The organism is Pedobacter sp. KBW06 (assembly GCF_003852525.1).
GTDB lineage: Bacteria > Bacteroidota > Bacteroidia > Sphingobacteriales > Sphingobacteriaceae > Pedobacter.
This window is the reverse complement of the sequence record NZ_QAJL01000004.1, coordinates 633,036-649,002: the sequence shown is the minus strand read 5'-3', so window position 1 is coordinate 649,002 and position 15,967 is coordinate 633,036. Positions and strand designations below refer to the sequence as shown.

Sequence of the window (15,967 nt, the reverse complement as noted above, 5' to 3'; positions counted from 1 at the left end):
TATACAGAAACTAATTCTTATTCTTCGTACTTTTTGAATATCACAGATGCATTATGACCGCCGAAACCAAAAGTGTTGCTTTGAGCAGCGCGAATGGTTCTTTTTTGTGCCTTGTTGAACGTGAAGTTCAATTTCGGATCAAATTCAGGATCATCAGTAAAGTGATTTATTGTTGGTGGTACTATGTCGTTTTTTACAGCAAGAATTGCAGCAATCGCTTCAATAGCACCTGCAGCACCAAGTAAATGGCCTGTCATTGATTTTGTAGAACTGATGTTTAATTTGTAGGCATCTTCGCCGAACAAATCGACAATTGCCCTGCTCTCAGAGATGTCTCCAAGTGGGGTAGAAGTCCCGTGAACGTTGATGTAATCAATGTCTCCGGTAGTTAAACCTGCATCATTCAAGGCATTTGTCATCACCATTTTTGCACCTAGTCCTTGCGGATGTGGTGCGGTAATATGGTTTGCATCTGCACTCATTCCGCCGCCTACTAACTCGGCATAAATCTTAGCACCACGTTTTTTCGCATGTTCCAGTTCTTCCAGGATAATCGTTCCTGCACCTTCACCGGCAACAAATCCATCTCTGTCTTTGTCAAACGGCCTGGAGGCAGTTTTTGGATCATCATTTCTGGTCGAAAGGGCATGCATTGCATTAAATCCTCCGATTCCCGCTTCGTTGATGATGGCTTCAGAACCTCCGCTAATGATGACATCACACATATTCAAGCGAATATAGTTGTAAGCGTCAATCATGGCATTGGTGGAAGAAGCACAAGCAGAAACGGTAGCGAAATTGGGTCCGCGTAAACCATATTTTATTGAAATATGGCCAGGGACGATGTCAATGATTACTTTAGGAATAAAGAACGGATTTATACGAGGAGTACCATCGCCTAAAAAGAAGTTCTTCATTTCATCCTGAAATGTTTTAAAACCGCCAATACCAGAACCCCAGATAACGCCTATACGGTTGGTGTCAAGTTGAGAAAAATCAAAATTACCATCCTTTACGGCTTCATCTGTTGCTACTAAAGCGTATTGAACAAATGGATCTAACTTGCGGGCTTCTTTTTTGTCCAAAAAATCTTCAGGATTGAAGTTTTTAAGCTCACATGCAAACTTCGTCTTGAACTTTGATGTGTCAAAACCTGTAATAGGGCCAGCGCCGCTCACGCCATTCAGCAAACCATCCCAGAACTCCGGGATCGTATTGCCAATTGGAGTGAGCGCACCCAACCCTGTAACTACTACTCTTTTTAATTCCATTTATACGGATTATACGGAGACCGTATTTTTACTTAACGTTTTTCTCTAAGTAAGCAATTGCTTGACCAACAGTACCAATAGTTTCAGCCTGATCATCAGGAATCGCTACATTGAATTCTTTTTCGAACTCCATAATAAGTTCAACTGTATCTAAAGAATCCGCACCCAAGTCGTTAGTGAAAGAAGCCTCTGGTGTAACTTCGTTTTCATCCACACCTAATTTTTCAACGATAATAGCCTTAACTCTTGAAGCAATATCAGACATAATGTTTATAATTTAATGGTTAAATAATTCAGTGCAAAGAAAAATAAATATTTACACATTTCAAATGTTTTTATTTCTCTTCCAATTTTAATGTTTTTATTTTGAACATCAATGTAAAATTAGTTTTATAATTTTGTATTTCCCTAAAAAAGCGTGTTTTGAACAAAACTTATTTAAAACTATCCTTAGATCTTGACTTCGTTTTAATCGCTATTACGGCCTCTTTGAAGGATTATGTGCTCTGTCATAAGGTCAATACCAGCCTGAATTTTGATTTCGAAAAGATTGATGATCACGAGGTTTACTTCAATATTGATGAGAATCCTCTGGCTTTTTCCAAGTATTATTTTTTTGTTGAACAGGGGGAAATTGAATATTATATCATCAGCAACCGAAACGCCGAAGGATTTTTAATTCCCGAAATGAATAAGGTCGATTTTTTTATGATTATTCATCAGTATATTGACAAAGAAGACCTTAATTTTATTCTTGCAGGATTAAATAAACTCGCTGATATTCAGGTGGCTGCGCAGATAGATCCACGTAAATTGAGGTCCCGTGAGAATTTGGTAATGTAAATTTTATATTGAAGGTGTATTAAATACACTATATTTGATTTTACAACATCAGAAAAAAAATATTAATAACCAGGCCAACATTGGTTTTTGACATCAAAACCTTCATTTTGTTGGTACATATAAATTTTAAATAACCAAAATGAAACCATTTCATTCTAGAACAAAAATCGTAGCGACGCTCGGTCCTGCTTCAGCTAAACCAGAAGTTTTATTTAGTATGTTTAACGCCGGACTGGACGTGTGCAGATTAAATTTTTCACACGGTTCTCAGGCAGATCACCAGGAGGTCCTGGATACCATCCGCAGTCTTAATAAAAAACACAATTATAACGTAGGTATCCTTGCTGATTTACAAGGTCCTAAGATTAGGATTGGAATGGTTAAAGATGGTGGTATTCATTTAGTTAACGGAAACAGAACGGTCATTACCACAAAGGAATGTATCGGGAATGAAGAGCGTATTTACATCACTTATGAGACCTTTCCAAAGGATGTAAAAGCAGGAGAAATTATCCTTTTGGACGATGGTAAACTGCAGATGCGTGTGATCGAAACCAACCTTGTTGATGAGGTCGTTTGTGAGATTGTTCATGGTGGAATTCTGACTTCAAGAAAAGGGGTAAACCTTCCAAATACTAAAGTTTCTATCCCTTCACTTACAGTTGAAGACCGTAAAAATTTAGAGTTTGTTCTCGAAAACGATGTAGAATGGATCGGACTTTCTTTTGTTCGTAACGCAGAAGACATCGTAGAGTTGAAAGATATCATCAAACAAAGAGGTAAAACTGCCCGTGTAATCGCTAAAATCGAAAAACCTGAGGCAATTGCCAATATTGATGAAATCATCGCAGTTTCGGACGGAATTATGGTTGCCCGTGGTGACCTTGGAGTTGAAATGCCGATGGAAGAAGTTCCATTGTTGCAAAAAATGATCGTTCAGAAATGCAGAGCGGCTTCTAAACCTGTAATTATTGCAACTCAAATGCTGGAAAGTATGATCACTACACCAAGGCCAACACGTGCTGAGGTGAATGATGTGGCCAATTCAGTGCTTGATGGTGCAGATGCAGTGATGCTAAGTGGTGAAACGTCAGTAGGTGAATTTCCGCTGATTGTGATCGAGACCATGCAGAAAATCATTCAGAACATTGAGGTGAACAATTATCCGTTTCACCCGGAAAAGTTCCTTAAACCTAAGTCTGAGAGCTTCCTGAGCGATGCAATTTGTGATACTGCCTGCTTCTTGTCAAAACAAACCAATGCAGTGGGTATTGTGTCGATGACTTTAAGCGGATATACCGCTTTTGAAATCTCGAGCCACAGGCCTAAAGCTTTAACTTATATTTTCACAAGTAACCTTGCGCTGTTAAATACGGTGAGCTTACTATGGGGTGTTCAGGGCTTCTATTACGATAAATTTGAAAGTACTGATGAAACCATTCAGGATGTGAATAACCTGCTTAAAAAGCATAAAATGATCAAAAAAGGTGATGTAATTATCAACACTGCGGCCATTCCAATGGAAAGAAAAGGAAAGACCAATATGTTAAAAATTACAGTTATTGATTAAAATGCTGTAGCATTCAATTTTTTTTCTACTTTTGCAATCCGCAAAAAGGAGAGGTGTCCGAGTGGTTGAAGGAGCACGCCTGGAAAGTGTGTATACCTCAAAAGGGTATCGAGGGTTCGAATCCCTCTCTCTCCGCAGATTTAAGCAAAAAACAAAAAGGGCTTTAAACATTATGTTTAAAGCCCTTTTTGTTTTTTGTACTGTAAATGAACCTGGCAGCCGCTTATTTTTTGATTATGGGTGAGGAAGGGCGATGTTTTATGAATTTGTAGGATATTGGCCCAATTTGCTTTTATTTTGTCACAGCGGGCCTAAAACAGCCCTTATCCGGGCTTTCTCTCTACTGCTCCTGTCTGATTTATTTACCTGTGTTGGTTTTCTAATGTTATTCAAAGACAAAAAATGGTTTGATCCTGGATTTCCCTTTAAAATCTTTAGGAGGGAGGCTATTGTCTCCTTTTGTTTTCATGAGTTTCACTTCTCTGATGGCTCCCTTTCCGTTTATCGCAAAGCCAAATTGTCCTTTTGGTTTCACAAAACCTGTTGAATCTTTAAATGACGTAATTGCTTCCTGATTGATCCAAATAAAGAATTCATTTCCGGATCTTTGTATTTTCCAGTCCTGCCAGGTATGTTCTTTAGGTCTTTCTACTTTAGGCATGGTCCCGATATGGCCGACACTATGTATGAAACTTCCGGTCATATCCACGTTGGCGAAAAGTCCACGATCTTCAATGGCTACTCTATTCTCAAACTGGTTTAACAAAATACCCAGAAATTTATTGCGATTCAGGTTGAGCATCACCTCGAATAAATAGGTCTCTGGTTCTGCCAGGGAAGAGAAGGTGAGGATATAATTTTCGGGAAGGGGTTTGTTGCAGAGTAAAATAGCCCAGTTTGCATCCTTATTTCCCTGAATGCTTGAATCTTTAACCTCCCATTTACCGTTTAGGGTAAGCCAGTTTTTCTGAAGGTCCTCTTTTCTAAACGTTTCGTTAAATATCAGCTTGCTTTGGGCGTTTACTGCAGGGGGTATGGCGAGGGTCAGAAATAAAAAAACGATGGTTTTGTAAAGACTCATTCTTTATTATTGGAGTTGTTTTAATGCGTTACTGATCTTTTCCTGTTTTTGTTCTTTGAGGATTTCAGTGGGTGGAGTTGCCCTTTCCATGCAGTCCATGATTCCGCAGCGCTCGCAGGTGGTGTGGACTGTTTTTACAGGAATGGCGGTATCATTTACAAAAGACATCGCCTGCAGCAGCTTCTGGTCTATTAATAATCCAAGCGTTACACTGATCATTTCATTCCCTTTTCCTGTTGGCTTTGAAATAGAAATACATAGATAGCGGTTGTGTGTCTGCCAATATTGGGATATTTGGGCTTCAACGATGGGATGTTTGTATTTTTTTGCAGAAACCAGGTTCGCGGTGTGCTTCAGGGAATTGATAGAAACCCATCGGCGACAATAATGTTCATGAGTGGCATTGGCATGAGGATTATGGAGCTGAGAAAGGTGCAGTTCTTTAGTGATTTCAAATTCATCTTTTTTTATCTCTCCTGAGATCCGCAAAAAGAAAAGCTGATCGATGCTGAAATGTTTCGGTAGTATATTGGTGAGTCTTTGTACCAGCATTTCAGGGGTTACATCATACTGAGTCCAGAGGTTAATCCATGCTTTATCATCCCATTTCGTTTGCATCATAATGTATTTTACATCCTCCACGAATTTTTCTTCCTGCATCAGCAGCGCAACTCCAAAGTAGGAAGCGTTGAAGTTGTTTAGCATCATGTCAAAGGAATCGCTGTGCTGAATAATGGTTTCATAAGGCCTTTCAGTAATCTTTAGGTGCTGAAATGCGATTTCCCGGGCCAGTAGAAATTTCTCCTGAGCAGGGCTCATGCCTTTATTGATGTAAAATGTTTTGCTTGCTGCAGCGTAAAATGAGCGTAATCCCTGCAATGCATCCATGGTATTCATCCGCTTGCGGTTTACCTGAATGCCCATTTTATTTAAAATGGCTTCCAGAAGCGGGGCTTCAATTTTGAGATCTTCTCCCCATTGATATTCCGCTCTGAAGTTCCTTACGGCATCTTCAAGATCTTCAAAATAATTGTCATGAAGGTCCTGATAGGAACGAAGGGCAGCATTATAGAAGTTTTCTTTTGATAACTGATAGCTTCTGGAGATTTTAAGCAGCGTGCTGATGAAAGCGGTTACTTTATCTGGTGTGTTGGAAAAGAGATCCAGAAGAGAAGCAGGGGTTAGTCCGAAATGTTCCCAGGGCACTGCATTGATAAAGTCAGAATTGATCAGGTCGATAATCGGCTGGAGCTTTTTACTGGCTCTTAAAGATACCAGATAATCATAATCTACCCCCAGAATTTTAGCGAGCGAGAGTATTTTATCTGCCTTTGGGAACTTTTTTCCGGTCTCAATATCATGTACATAAGAGAGAGACATGCCTGTTTTCTCCGCAAGTTGCTGGTAAGAGAGCCCTTTTTCCTGGCGTAAAGCTTTCACTTTCAGGCCTAAAATCAAGCGTACACTATCATTGTCGGTTATCATATGGCTAAAATAGGAAAAAGAACGTGTTTAACGAAAAAAAAAATATTAGCGAATATTTCGCTAATTGAGAATAATCCGTATCTTGTCTAAAACTTACAACCATGACATCAATTATGAACCAACCCAACAAATGGAATCCTGCCCCGGAGGGCATGACCATTAAAGCTCCGTTCCAGGAAGCTTACCAGGAAATACTTGGGGATGATGCACTGCAGTTTATTAAGGCATTGCACCTCCATTTTAATGTGCAGCGCAAGGCCCTATTAAGAGAAAGGGATGTCGTGCAGCAAAAAATTGATGCCGGATGGAAACCTCGTTTTCTTCCGGAAACCGCAGAAATAAGAAGCAGTGAATGGCAAATTGCTCCTGTACCTGAAGATATTCAAGACCGTAGGGTGGAGATTACCGGACCTGTTGACCGGAAGATGATCATCAATGCAATGAACTCCGGTGCTAATGTTTTTATGGCTGATTTTGAAGATAGCAACTCCCCAAGCTGGGAGAACGTCATTGGTGGTCAGATTAATTTGCGGGATGCAATTAACCGTTCAATCAGTTTCGTAAATCCGGATAACGGCAAAGAATATAGGTTAAATGAACGTACTGCTACTTTATTTGTTCGTCCCAGAGGCTGGCATTTGGAAGAAAAACATGTTGAAATTAACGGAGAACCTATCAGTGGAAGCTTATTTGATTTTGGACTTTACTTTTTTCATAATGCCAAAACACTCTTGAAAAAAGGAGCGGGGCCATACTTTTATTTGCCAAAATTAGAAAGTCATAGAGAAGCCAGGCTTTGGAATGATGTATTTGTATTTGCACAGGAATATTGTGATGTGGCTTATGGAAGCATCAAGGCAACTGTGCTGGTAGAAACCATTCTTGCCCCATTTCAATTGAATGAAATATTGTTCGAGTTGAAAGATCATTCTGCAGGGATGAATTGTGGGCGCTGGGACTATATATTCTCCTTTATTAAAAAGTTCAGGAACATTCCGGGATATGTTTTTCCAGACCGTTCACAGGTAAATATGACCGTCCCTTTTATGCGGGCATATACCCAGCTGGTGATAAAAACCTGTCATAACCGTGGTGCTCATGCCATCGGGGGAATGGCGGCACAAATTCCAATCAAAAATAATGAAGTTGCTAACGAGGCTGCTATAAAAAAGGTAAAAGCAGACAAGTTGCGTGAAGTAACAGATGGGCATGACGGAACCTGGGTTGCACATCCTGGGTTGGTTGCCATTGCGAAGGAAATATTTGACGCAGGCATGAAAACACCAAATCAGCTTCATGTAAAACGGGAAGATTTTATCTGTACAGCAGACGAATTGTTGCAATTGCCCGAGGGAACGATTACCGAAGAGGGATTAAGGCAGAACATCAATGTGGGAATTTTGTATCTCGAAAACTGGCTTCGTGGAAATGGCGCGGCAGCCATTTATAACCTGATGGAAGATGCTGCTACTGCAGAAATTTGTCGCACACAGGTTTGGCAATGGTTGCACAATAGGGCCAGTTTAGCAGATGGCAGAATCATTGATCACAGCCTATATGAAGACATGAGAGATGATGAGATTGAACAAATCAGAAGCACCGTTGGGAGTAAAGCTTATCAGGAAGGACAATACGTTCAGGCGATCTGCATTTTCAATAAACTGATTGTTCAGAATAAATGGGTTGACTTTCTCACCCTGCCAGGCTATGAACTCATCCTTTCTAATGATGAGAAGAAAGTCTGTGAAGAAGAAGTCCGGGAGCCTGAAAGTGAGGCCTCTCTTTTTGTAGCTGAAGAAAAAACAATAACCATATAAAAAATCAATGTAAATGTTAACCTAAAAACGAACCACAATGGGAACAGATCATAGAGCAACCCGATTATTTACTGAATGGCAAACCAACCCAAGATGGGAGGGGATCAATCGGCCTTATACCGCAGAAGAAGTTTTGAAATTGCGCAGTAAAGTAGAAATTGAATATACTTTGGCCAGGAAGGGTGCAGAGAAATTATGGGATAAATTGAAAGCCCAGTCATATGTTGCGGCTTTGGGCGCGCTGACAGGAAATCAGGCCGTGCAGGAAGTGGCGGCAGGATTGGATGCGATTTACCTGAGCGGATGGCAGGTTGCAGCTGATGCCAATTCCTCCGGAACGATGTATCCGGATCAATCTCTGTATCCCGTGAATTCAGTACCTGATGTCGTGAAAAGGATTAATAATGCTTTATTGCGTTGTGAACAGATTGATTCAGTGAACGGAGATAACTCGAAAGACTGGATGGCACCTATTGTTGCGGATGCCGAGGCTGGTTTTGGTGGTAATTTGAATGCATTCGAATTAATGAAAGCAATGATCGAAAGCGGGGCATCCGGGGTTCATTTTGAGGATCAGCTGTCTTCGGCAAAGAAATGCGGGCATTTGGGTGGAAAGGTTTTGGTTCCCACGCAGGAGGCGGTTAACAAATTAATTGCAGCAAGACTGGCAGCAGATGTCATGAATGTTTCCACCATCATTATTGCACGTACAGATGCAGAGGCGGCAAATCTGATCACCTCTGATATCGATGTAAGAGATCAGGGATTTATTACCGGAGAACGCACCAATGAAGGATTTTATTCGGTAAGGAATGGATTGGAACAATGTATTTCACGTGGTTTGTCGTATGCTCCCTATGCGGATATGATCTGGATGGAGACTTCGCAACCCGATCTTGCGATAGCAAAAGCTTTTGCTGAAGCCATTCACGCTGCTTATCCGGGGAAACTTCTCGCTTATAACTGCTCCCCATCTTTCAATTGGAGCAAACACCTGACAGAAGAAGAGATGGAAACATTCCGGGAAGATCTTGCGGCTTTAGGATATCGGTTTCAGTTCATTACACTAGCCGGTTTCCATGCTTTAAATACCTCCATGTTTGAATTGTCTCAATCGTATAAACAAAGTGGGATGGCTGGTTTTTCTAAATTGCAGCAAAGGGAATTTGCATTGCAGGAACATGGTTTTAAAGCAGTGAAACACCAGACCTTTGTGGGGACCGGTTATTTCGATTGCGTACAGAGTACCGTACAGCAGGGAACCGCCTCTACTATGGCGATGAAAGACAGTACGGAAACAGCACAGTTTCACTAATTAACGGTGTCTGTATGGAAAATAAAGCGGGTGGCCCCATATATTTGGGACCACCCGCTTTATTCCTTAATCAAGAAGTGAAAAGATGTCAGATTAACCTGCCAGTGATTCTGCATGTTTTTTGAAATTATCCAGTATTGCCTGCCAGCCGCCTTTCTGCATTTCAATTGGATTTGTGTTTTCAGCTTCAAAGGTTTCTGTGATTTTTGTAGTGTTGCCATCTCCGCTGAAAGAAATATGTACTTTCCGATCATCTCCAAGGGTATAAGCAATGATCTCGTTGGTTTTTACCTCATCGTAAATTCCGGCGAAGTCAAAACCAAAGCTGCCGTCTTTGGCTTCCATCCTTGACAGGAATTTTCCGCCTGTGCGCAAATCGTTTTCCACTATTGGTGTATGCCAGTCTTCAGAAGCATTGTTCCATTTTACAATATGTTCCGGAGCGGTCCATGCGTTCCAAACGGTTTCTACCGGTGCATTTACAATAGCTTCTATTGTGATGTTGACCTGATTTGCTGTATTCATTTTGAGTAATTTTAATTGAATGATTCTGGTTAATGATTGAATGATGTAAAATTAGCCGGACTTTTCTGAAAACGCGATAGGGGGAAACGACAAAATGAAGGGGAATTTACGACAAGCAGAACAAGTTTTTCTATTAGCAGGGTGTTATTTTAGTCGAATTTATTAATAACTGCATGGCATTTTGTTTGAGCATCACCGCTTCTTCTTTTTTTATGAAGGCTTCGTCTGAGGTAAATATAAAGTCTATTTCTCCCCTGAATGTCGTGGTAGAGAGTGTGCTCGGATTGCCGAAAGGAAACATGGTGGAAGGGGAATGTAAGGCTTCTACTTCAAACATCCCATAATTTTCCCTGATGCTGACCTTCCCCATATTGGAGAATGTAAAATCATGAATTCCTCTTTCTGCTCTGGCATATTTACTCATTTTGGGAAGCGCACGGAGGAGTCCGCTACTGTACATGAAAAATTTATTAATGTCCATTTTGTTGATCTCCTGCTGAAGTTTCTCCTTGAACCTCCTTGCCTGAGCCCAAAGATCGTTGGTTTTATCTGCTTTTATGCTGAGGCCTATCATTGCAGGAAAGGCAAAAAACATATCCTCTTTGACTTCAGGAAGAAATTTCCGCATATCCACCGCACAGTAAAGTCTGGAATATGATTTAAGTTGTTTGATTTGCTGATGGGCCTTTAAAAAAGCAACAGACAGCGCGGAATGAATGGAAATCTCGGCTGTTTTACAACTTTTAAGGATGATGGCTGATTCCTCTCTGTTTATTTTCCAGTGCAGGAAGTAGGGACGTTCTCTTTTGATTTCTTTTTTTAGGCACAAGACATTTAAACTGAACTGTACCAACTTAGCAAATATCCTCACCTTTATAATATTGGCTTTATTCTGCCTGACTGCATCGGGAATAAAATCCTCAACAGAGGAAAAGGAATGATAAGCGCCAATATCCAATTGTGGTTGTGCTAATAAGCGAAGGGTTTCGTCCATCATGTTCAAAACAGATCTGCCGTCACAAATGCAGTGATGACCAACAAAAATCAAGTCTGATATCTCGTCTGATTTTATCCAAACCAGCCTTGCGAGTGGCTGATCCTTTGAAGCAAAAGGAGTAAGGCATTCTGAAATCGCCTCTTTTTCCCAATCTTCATTGCCATGTCGCGTGACCAGGCGTACCGGTATTTCAGAGATGTCTTTTCTTTCTATAAAGAATGGAGTCCCATTGTCTTCTTTTACAATGCCCACCCTGAGCAAAGGATGTCTTTTCTGAATTTTTGAGAGTGCATCGAATAGGGCTTTTTCGGAAATGTTTCCTTTGATTCTGATGCCAGATACCACGTTAACGGCTCCTGAGCCGTTGGCATACATCGTACCTTCAATTAAAGAGAGCTTTCTTTTTAACATAGACCGAGAGAGTTTCTATTAAAGTTAGGCTAATTTATTCTTCAATAAAAGCGGGATTGATAAAACTCCCGGATTCCTCTAACTACATCACCTTTAGCCAACCTGTGATGCTCATTCGGGGTTTATTCGTAAGCAACACCTCATGGGCCAGCTCGCTGCTTTTGAAGAACACACTTTTTCCATTCAATGGAGTGATGTTTTGAAGATTGTTCAAATGATGGATGCAGAGTTCTCCACCGTCATTTATTTTCCAATCTGTGTTTAGATACATGATCATCGAATATTGCCTGCTCCCATTGCTGCGAAATTGGTCCAGGTGCTTTTTATAAAAACTCCCTTTTTCATATAGGGTATAATGAAACTCGTAGCCGGTGATACCCGTGTAGCAGGTGTTGTTCAGATGGCTTACAAAGCGATCCATTAAATCAAAAAAGTCATTTTCATGCTGATTATTGTGCTTTCGGTCAAGCCAGTAGATCCGGTCACTTCTAAATAATTTATCATGGACTACCAGTGCATCATTTCCAGTTCCGGCAGACAAAAGAAGGTTTTCTTTGTAGAGTTGCGTTAAGTTGTTTTTCAAATGAGCGGCAAGGTCTTCGCTTAAAAAATGTTCTGCTATGCCAACCTTGTTTTCTATAAAGCTGTCAATGAGTTTATTAAAGATTTGTTCCAATGGAATGGTTGTCAGGATTTCGGGCATCATCGCCCTTGCCTCGTGTAAGGTAGTTCTAATTAATGGTAAGTATTTGAAAATCAATATGAAATTAAGAGAATAGGAAAGAAGAATGGGGTTTGCTATTAAAGTCTATGGAATTAGTAGTTTATTTATTTATCTTTGCTTTACCTTAAGGCTTATAAATATAAAAAGCCTGAATTAAATCAACCGATATACGATGAAAACACTAATTATAGCTGCATTATCGTTGCTTTTGAGCAGCGCAGCGGTTTACGCACAAGAGAAAGGTAATGTAGAAATTACGGGAACTGTTAAGGGACAAAGCTCAGGTAAGGTTTATCTGCAGAAATTCGATAACAAGATGTTTTTTACTTTGGATTCCGCAGAGCTGAAAGATGGAATTTTCAAATTTAAAAAGACACTTAAATTGCCGGAGTTATATGGCTTAACTATAGATAAGGAAGAGAGTCCATTGTATGTTTTTTTAGAAAAAGGAAAAGTAGATGTTTCACTGGACCCGGAAGGCTATTATAGAAATTCGGTGGTTACAGGGTCTGTTTCCAATGACTTATTTACCAGCTACAAAAAGCAGAAGGAGGTTAAAATAGACGCATTTATTAAGGCGAATCCAGGTTCTTTAGTCGCGGCTTATGTTCTTTACAGAGATTTCTCCTACAGATTAAGTCCGGAGGAGATTAAACAGAATTTACAACTGCTTGATCCTAAACTGTCCAATACGCCTTATGTTGCGGTATTGAAAGATCTGGTGAATGTATTAACCAGTGTTGGTATCGGAAATAAAGCTCCTGATTTTGAAGGATTAACACCTGAAGGGAAATCAGTTAAGCTGTCTGCTCATTTTGGAAAATATTTATTGCTTGATTTCTGGGCATCCTGGTGTGGACCTTGCAGAAGAGAAAATCCAAACCTGGTAAAAGCATATGAAAAATATCATGATAAAGGATTTGACATCTTTGCTGTATCTCTCGATAAGAACAAAGAAGCCTGGTTAAAAGGAATTAAAGATGACAACCTGAGCTGGACACATGTTTCTGACCTTGCATTCTGGAATAGCGCTGCAGCAAAGTTATACGGAGTAAGGGCGATTCCTGCAAATGTATTGATCGACCCTAACGGAGTGATTATCGGCAGAAACCTGAGAGGAGAAGATCTGGATAAAAAGCTGGAAGAGTTGCTTTCCACTCCTTTGGCAAAGACTCCTTAGCAACATCAATATTGTGTTATACTTTGAAAGGCGGTCCTGGAATATATTACAGGACCGCCTTTTTAATGGTTATATTTTTATAAATAAGTTCAACGCAAATGCGAGTAAGGCGCCAGTCAACGGACCGACAACGGGAATCCAGGCGTAGCCCCAGTCGTTGTCTCCTTTCCCATGTACAGGTAAAATGGCATGCATGATTCTGGGGCCCAGATCTCTTGCCGGGTTAATTGCATATCCAGTAGTACCTCCGAGCGATAAACCAATAACCCAAACAAGAAAGGCTACCGGTAAAGCTCCAAGAGAACCTAAACCTACCGGCGTTTTATCAATGCCCATAGCAGCATCGGTAAAATGAAAAATCACAAAAATTAATATAAATGTGCCTATGATTTCACTAATGAGATTTGACCAGGTATTTCTGATCGCTGGGGCCGTACAGAAGGTAGCACGTTTGGCACCCTGATCTTCGGTCAGCTTATAGTGGTCTTTGTAGGTCAGCCAAACGAGGAAAGAACCTAAAAAAGCACCGATAAATTGTGCCAGAATGTAAACCGGGACTTTCGCCCAGCTTAGTTTTCCGATAAGGGCCATACTGATGGAGACAGCTGGATTTAGGTGAGCACCACTATATGGGCCGGCAATCACTACACCTACAAAAACGGCTAATGCCCAGGCGGTCGTGATGACAATCCACCCCCCGTTATTCCCTTTTGTTCCTGTTAAAACAACATTGGCAACTACACCGTTTCCCAAAAGAATCATGACCATGGTACCGATTACTTCGGCTGAAAATTCCGACATCTCAAAAGATTTAATGATTTATAACACTAATCGTAATTATACGTAAGTATAAACAATCGTTATTGAAACTAAAAGAAGCAGAATCGAAAATGTCAATTATTAATTTTTTAGTGTTTTTCGATGTTATGCTCAAGTCATGAATACGGTTTGTATCAAATTCGATACAATTACTGCGGAAGATAAGCTGGAGGCAGTGATAAAAAAGACAAAAGATATCAGGATGCTAATTCGCTTTAAATGAATCTATAGCTGAGTTCTAAGGGCATCTGATACTGAAAATATAAATTCTGGCACATTTCTTTCTAAGACCCTGACATAAAACAACACAACATGAAAAAGATCATTATTTTGGCTATAGGCCTATTCGTTGCTGGTGCAGCTAATGCACAAAGTCCCATCAGGTTAGGGGTTAAAGCAGGTTTGAACATCCCTAACATCATTAAGGGAGATGGAAACAACAATTATAGCACTAAAGTAAATCCTGGTTTTAATGCCGGTGTTACCTTAGACATCAACCTGATCAAAGGACTTGCATTTACTCCGGAGCTATTGTATTCGACCAAAGGGTATAAAGCGCAGACTTCTTTCGGAGAATACACTCAAACTACCCACTTCATTGATATTCCAATTCTGGCAACTATTAATCTTGGGGGTAGTGGACTAAACCTGGTTGCAGGTCCTCAGGTTTCATTCTTAACTTCTACCAAGAATAAATTTGATAACCGTTTTGGTACTGTTATAGAAAACCAGTTCAATGAAGATTCGGATAAATTTAAAAAGAGCCTTGTTGGTGGAGTGATTGGATTTAGATATGATATCAATGATAAATTTGACATTCATGGCCGTTATGCTCTTGATTTCCAGAAAAACAATGAAGATGGAACGAAACAAACTCCTGAATACAAAAACCAGGTATTCTCTGTAGGTGTGGGTGTGAAATTCTAACCTTAGGAAAAATAAATTGAGGAGGGTACTTTAACAGGTACCCTCCTTTTTTATGGGCATAATTTCGTTTCTGCAAATTTCCGGTTTCCTGATCCAAAACACATTATGTGTTGGATTTGGGACAATTTAAATCCTATTTTTTTACTTGAGTCAGAATTTGCTTTTTGACTTTAATTGTCTGTATGTCAGTGTTTTTATTTTTAAGTTGCTTTGCAGAATACGTGGGTGATCGCCTTTTTTGGCATGGTTATTACAATACCCTGCCCGAATTTTAAACTTATTAAAATCGACAACTATGAAAAAATTATTCATTATAGGATTGGGTCTGACCATCAGTAGTCTGGCCTTCCAGTCAAAAGCACAAACATCACAATCTGCTGCAAATGATCAAATGAGATTCGGTATTAAGGCGGGTGCAAATTTAATGAACATGGGAAAAATCTCTATCGGGGATCAAAGTTATTCCACAGATTCTAAAGTTGGATTTCAGGCTGGTGTTTATGCGGATCTACCTTTGGGGGGCGGTTTTGCTTTCCTTCCGGAGGTGATCTATTCTCAAAAAGGAGGTAAAGTGAAAGAAACTTTTGGAAACACGACCTCTGAATTTAATTCTAAGGTTGGATATCTGGATGTACCAATTTTGGTCGGATACAGACCTACTCCTGAACTAACTGTTTTTGTTGGTCCCCAGGCATCGTTTTTACTTTCTCAGGAATCGTCATTTAAAGTGAATGGCGAACAGGTGGGAGATCGCTTTACCAATAAAAAAGACTATAAAAAATCCATCGCTGGTGGTGTAGTAGGATTGGGGTATGCCATTACTCCGAACATCAACGTGAACGGAAGGTATACAATGGACTTCCAGAAAACATTTAATGACGACATCAATCAGGACAAACTGAAAAATAAAGGCTTTGCCTTGTCATTAGGCTATACTTTTTAATTCCATTTACCTATGGAAAGCAGATCCCGGTACCTTTAATTAGGGCCGGGATTCTTTTT

At 40.1% G+C, this 15,967-nt stretch carries 15 protein-coding genes and 1 tRNA gene; 8 read left to right on the top strand and 8 right to left on the bottom strand.

Annotated features, from left to right (window positions below):
• Window positions 1-17: 17 nt before the first annotated feature.
• Together fabF and DBR43_RS24970 are read right to left on the bottom strand one after the other, a co-directional pair.
• Window positions 18-1,271, bottom strand: a complete 1,254-nt coding sequence (gene fabF, locus DBR43_RS24975; RefSeq protein ID WP_074611305.1) for a beta-ketoacyl-ACP synthase II — start codon at window positions 1,269-1,271, stop codon at window positions 18-20.
• Between the two features lie 28 nt (window positions 1,272-1,299).
• Window positions 1,300-1,536 (bottom strand): acyl carrier protein, encoded by a 237-nt coding sequence (locus DBR43_RS24970; protein ID WP_008241990.1) that lies wholly within the window; start codon window positions 1,534-1,536, stop codon window positions 1,300-1,302.
• Between the two features lie 158 nt (window positions 1,537-1,694).
• Between DBR43_RS24970 and DBR43_RS24965 the strand changes: the two genes are divergently transcribed.
• The 3 genes from DBR43_RS24965 to DBR43_RS24955 all read left to right on the top strand — a co-directional run bounded on the left by DBR43_RS24965 (window position 1,695) and on the right by DBR43_RS24955 (window position 3,819).
• Window positions 1,695-2,114: an IPExxxVDY family protein gene (locus tag DBR43_RS24965; RefSeq protein WP_124585929.1), complete on the top strand. Its 420-nt coding sequence runs from the start codon at window positions 1,695-1,697 to the stop codon at window positions 2,112-2,114.
• Between the two features lie 139 nt (window positions 2,115-2,253).
• Window positions 2,254-3,684 (top strand): pyruvate kinase, encoded by a 1,431-nt coding sequence (gene pyk / locus DBR43_RS24960; RefSeq protein ID WP_124585927.1) that lies wholly within the window; start codon window positions 2,254-2,256, stop codon window positions 3,682-3,684.
• 47 nt (window positions 3,685-3,731) lie between these two features.
• Window positions 3,732-3,819 (top strand) — tRNA-Ser (locus DBR43_RS24955).
• A 250-nt stretch (window positions 3,820-4,069) separates the two neighbouring features.
• Here DBR43_RS24955 and DBR43_RS24950 read toward each other — a convergent pair.
• Together DBR43_RS24950 and DBR43_RS24945 are read right to left on the bottom strand one after the other, a co-directional pair.
• Window positions 4,070-4,765 (bottom strand): hypothetical protein, encoded by a 696-nt coding sequence (locus DBR43_RS24950; protein ID WP_124585925.1) that lies wholly within the window; start codon window positions 4,763-4,765, stop codon window positions 4,070-4,072.
• 6 nt (window positions 4,766-4,771) lie between these two features.
• Window positions 4,772-6,250 carry an XRE family transcriptional regulator gene (locus DBR43_RS24945; protein WP_124585923.1) on the bottom strand — a complete coding sequence of 493 codons (1,479 nt, stop codon included), beginning with the start codon at window positions 6,248-6,250 and terminating at the stop codon, window positions 4,772-4,774.
• A gap of 101 nt (window positions 6,251-6,351) precedes the next feature.
• On the opposite strand from DBR43_RS24945, the gene aceB reads away from it, so the two are divergent.
• Together aceB and aceA are read left to right on the top strand one after the other, a co-directional pair.
• Window positions 6,352-8,067: a malate synthase A gene (gene aceB / locus DBR43_RS24940; protein ID WP_233603202.1), complete on the top strand. Its 1,716-nt coding sequence runs from the start codon at window positions 6,352-6,354 to the stop codon at window positions 8,065-8,067.
• 37 nt (window positions 8,068-8,104) lie between these two features.
• Window positions 8,105-9,382, top strand: coding sequence for an isocitrate lyase (gene aceA, locus DBR43_RS24935; protein WP_124585921.1), 1,278 nt, complete (start codon window positions 8,105-8,107; stop codon window positions 9,380-9,382).
• Between the two features lie 93 nt (window positions 9,383-9,475).
• Here aceA and DBR43_RS24930 read toward each other — a convergent pair whose 3' ends face one another.
• From DBR43_RS24930 to DBR43_RS24920, 3 genes are all read right to left on the bottom strand, one after another.
• Window positions 9,476-9,907 (bottom strand): SRPBCC family protein, encoded by a 432-nt coding sequence (locus DBR43_RS24930; protein WP_124585919.1) that lies wholly within the window; start codon window positions 9,905-9,907, stop codon window positions 9,476-9,478.
• A gap of 133 nt (window positions 9,908-10,040) precedes the next feature.
• On the bottom strand, window positions 10,041-11,315 hold the full coding sequence (locus tag DBR43_RS24925) for a condensation domain-containing protein (protein WP_124585917.1): 1,275 nt from the start codon (window positions 11,313-11,315) through the stop codon (window positions 10,041-10,043).
• An 82-nt stretch (window positions 11,316-11,397) separates the two neighbouring features.
• Window positions 11,398-12,021: a 2OG-Fe(II) oxygenase gene (locus tag DBR43_RS24920; protein WP_233603201.1), complete on the bottom strand. Its 624-nt coding sequence runs from the start codon at window positions 12,019-12,021 to the stop codon at window positions 11,398-11,400.
• 190 nt (window positions 12,022-12,211) lie between these two features.
• Here DBR43_RS24920 and DBR43_RS24915 point away from each other — a divergent pair, with 190 nt between their 5' ends.
• The gene (locus DBR43_RS24915; RefSeq protein WP_124585915.1) at window positions 12,212-13,219 is read left to right on the top strand and encodes a TlpA disulfide reductase family protein; all 1,008 of its coding nucleotides are present in this window, start codon (window positions 12,212-12,214) and stop codon (window positions 13,217-13,219) included.
• Window positions 13,220-13,288: 69 nt separating this feature from the next.
• Here DBR43_RS24915 and DBR43_RS24910 read toward each other — a convergent pair whose 3' ends face one another.
• Window positions 13,289-14,020, bottom strand: a complete 732-nt coding sequence (locus tag DBR43_RS24910) for an MIP/aquaporin family protein (protein ID WP_124585913.1) — start codon at window positions 14,018-14,020, stop codon at window positions 13,289-13,291.
• A gap of 330 nt (window positions 14,021-14,350) precedes the next feature.
• On the opposite strand from DBR43_RS24910, the gene DBR43_RS24905 reads away from it, so the two are divergent.
• Window positions 14,351-14,965 (top strand): porin family protein, encoded by a 615-nt coding sequence (locus tag DBR43_RS24905; protein WP_124585911.1) that lies wholly within the window; start codon window positions 14,351-14,353, stop codon window positions 14,963-14,965.
• Between the two features lie 295 nt (window positions 14,966-15,260).
• Window positions 15,261-15,908 (top strand): porin family protein, encoded by a 648-nt coding sequence (locus tag DBR43_RS24900; RefSeq protein WP_124585909.1) that lies wholly within the window; start codon window positions 15,261-15,263, stop codon window positions 15,906-15,908.
• The last annotated feature ends 59 nt before the right edge of the window (window positions 15,909-15,967 follow it).

What these genes read in the sequence shown, in the direction of transcription:
- fabF (WP_074611305.1), bottom strand. Translation starts at nt 1,271, where the DNA reads ATGGAATTAAAAAGAGTAGTAGTTACAGGGTTGGGTGCGCTCACTCCA.
- DBR43_RS24970 (WP_008241990.1), bottom strand. Translation starts at nt 1,536, where the DNA reads ATGTCTGATATTGCTTCAAGAGTTAAGGCTATTATCGTTGAAAAATTA.
- pyk (WP_124585927.1), top strand. Translation starts at nt 2,254, where the DNA reads ATGAAACCATTTCATTCTAGAACAAAAATCGTAGCGACGCTCGGTCCT.
- DBR43_RS24950 (WP_124585925.1), bottom strand. Translation starts at nt 4,765, where the DNA reads ATGAGTCTTTACAAAACCATCGTTTTTTTATTTCTGACCCTCGCCATA.
- DBR43_RS24945 (WP_124585923.1), bottom strand. Translation starts at nt 6,250, where the DNA reads ATGATAACCGACAATGATAGTGTACGCTTGATTTTAGGCCTGAAAGTG.
- aceB (WP_233603202.1), top strand. Translation starts at nt 6,352, where the DNA reads ATGACATCAATTATGAACCAACCCAACAAATGGAATCCTGCCCCGGAG.
- aceA (WP_124585921.1), top strand. Translation starts at nt 8,105, where the DNA reads ATGGGAACAGATCATAGAGCAACCCGATTATTTACTGAATGGCAAACC.
- DBR43_RS24930 (WP_124585919.1), bottom strand. Translation starts at nt 9,907, where the DNA reads ATGAATACAGCAAATCAGGTCAACATCACAATAGAAGCTATTGTAAAT.
- DBR43_RS24925 (WP_124585917.1), bottom strand. Translation starts at nt 11,315, where the DNA reads ATGTTAAAAAGAAAGCTCTCTTTAATTGAAGGTACGATGTATGCCAAC.
- DBR43_RS24920 (WP_233603201.1), bottom strand. Translation starts at nt 12,021, where the DNA reads ATGATGCCCGAAATCCTGACAACCATTCCATTGGAACAAATCTTTAAT.
- DBR43_RS24915 (WP_124585915.1), top strand. Translation starts at nt 12,212, where the DNA reads ATGAAAACACTAATTATAGCTGCATTATCGTTGCTTTTGAGCAGCGCA.
- DBR43_RS24910 (WP_124585913.1), bottom strand. Translation starts at nt 14,020, where the DNA reads ATGTCGGAATTTTCAGCCGAAGTAATCGGTACCATGGTCATGATTCTT.
- DBR43_RS24905 (WP_124585911.1), top strand. Translation starts at nt 14,351, where the DNA reads ATGAAAAAGATCATTATTTTGGCTATAGGCCTATTCGTTGCTGGTGCA.
- DBR43_RS24900 (WP_124585909.1), top strand. Translation starts at nt 15,261, where the DNA reads ATGAAAAAATTATTCATTATAGGATTGGGTCTGACCATCAGTAGTCTG.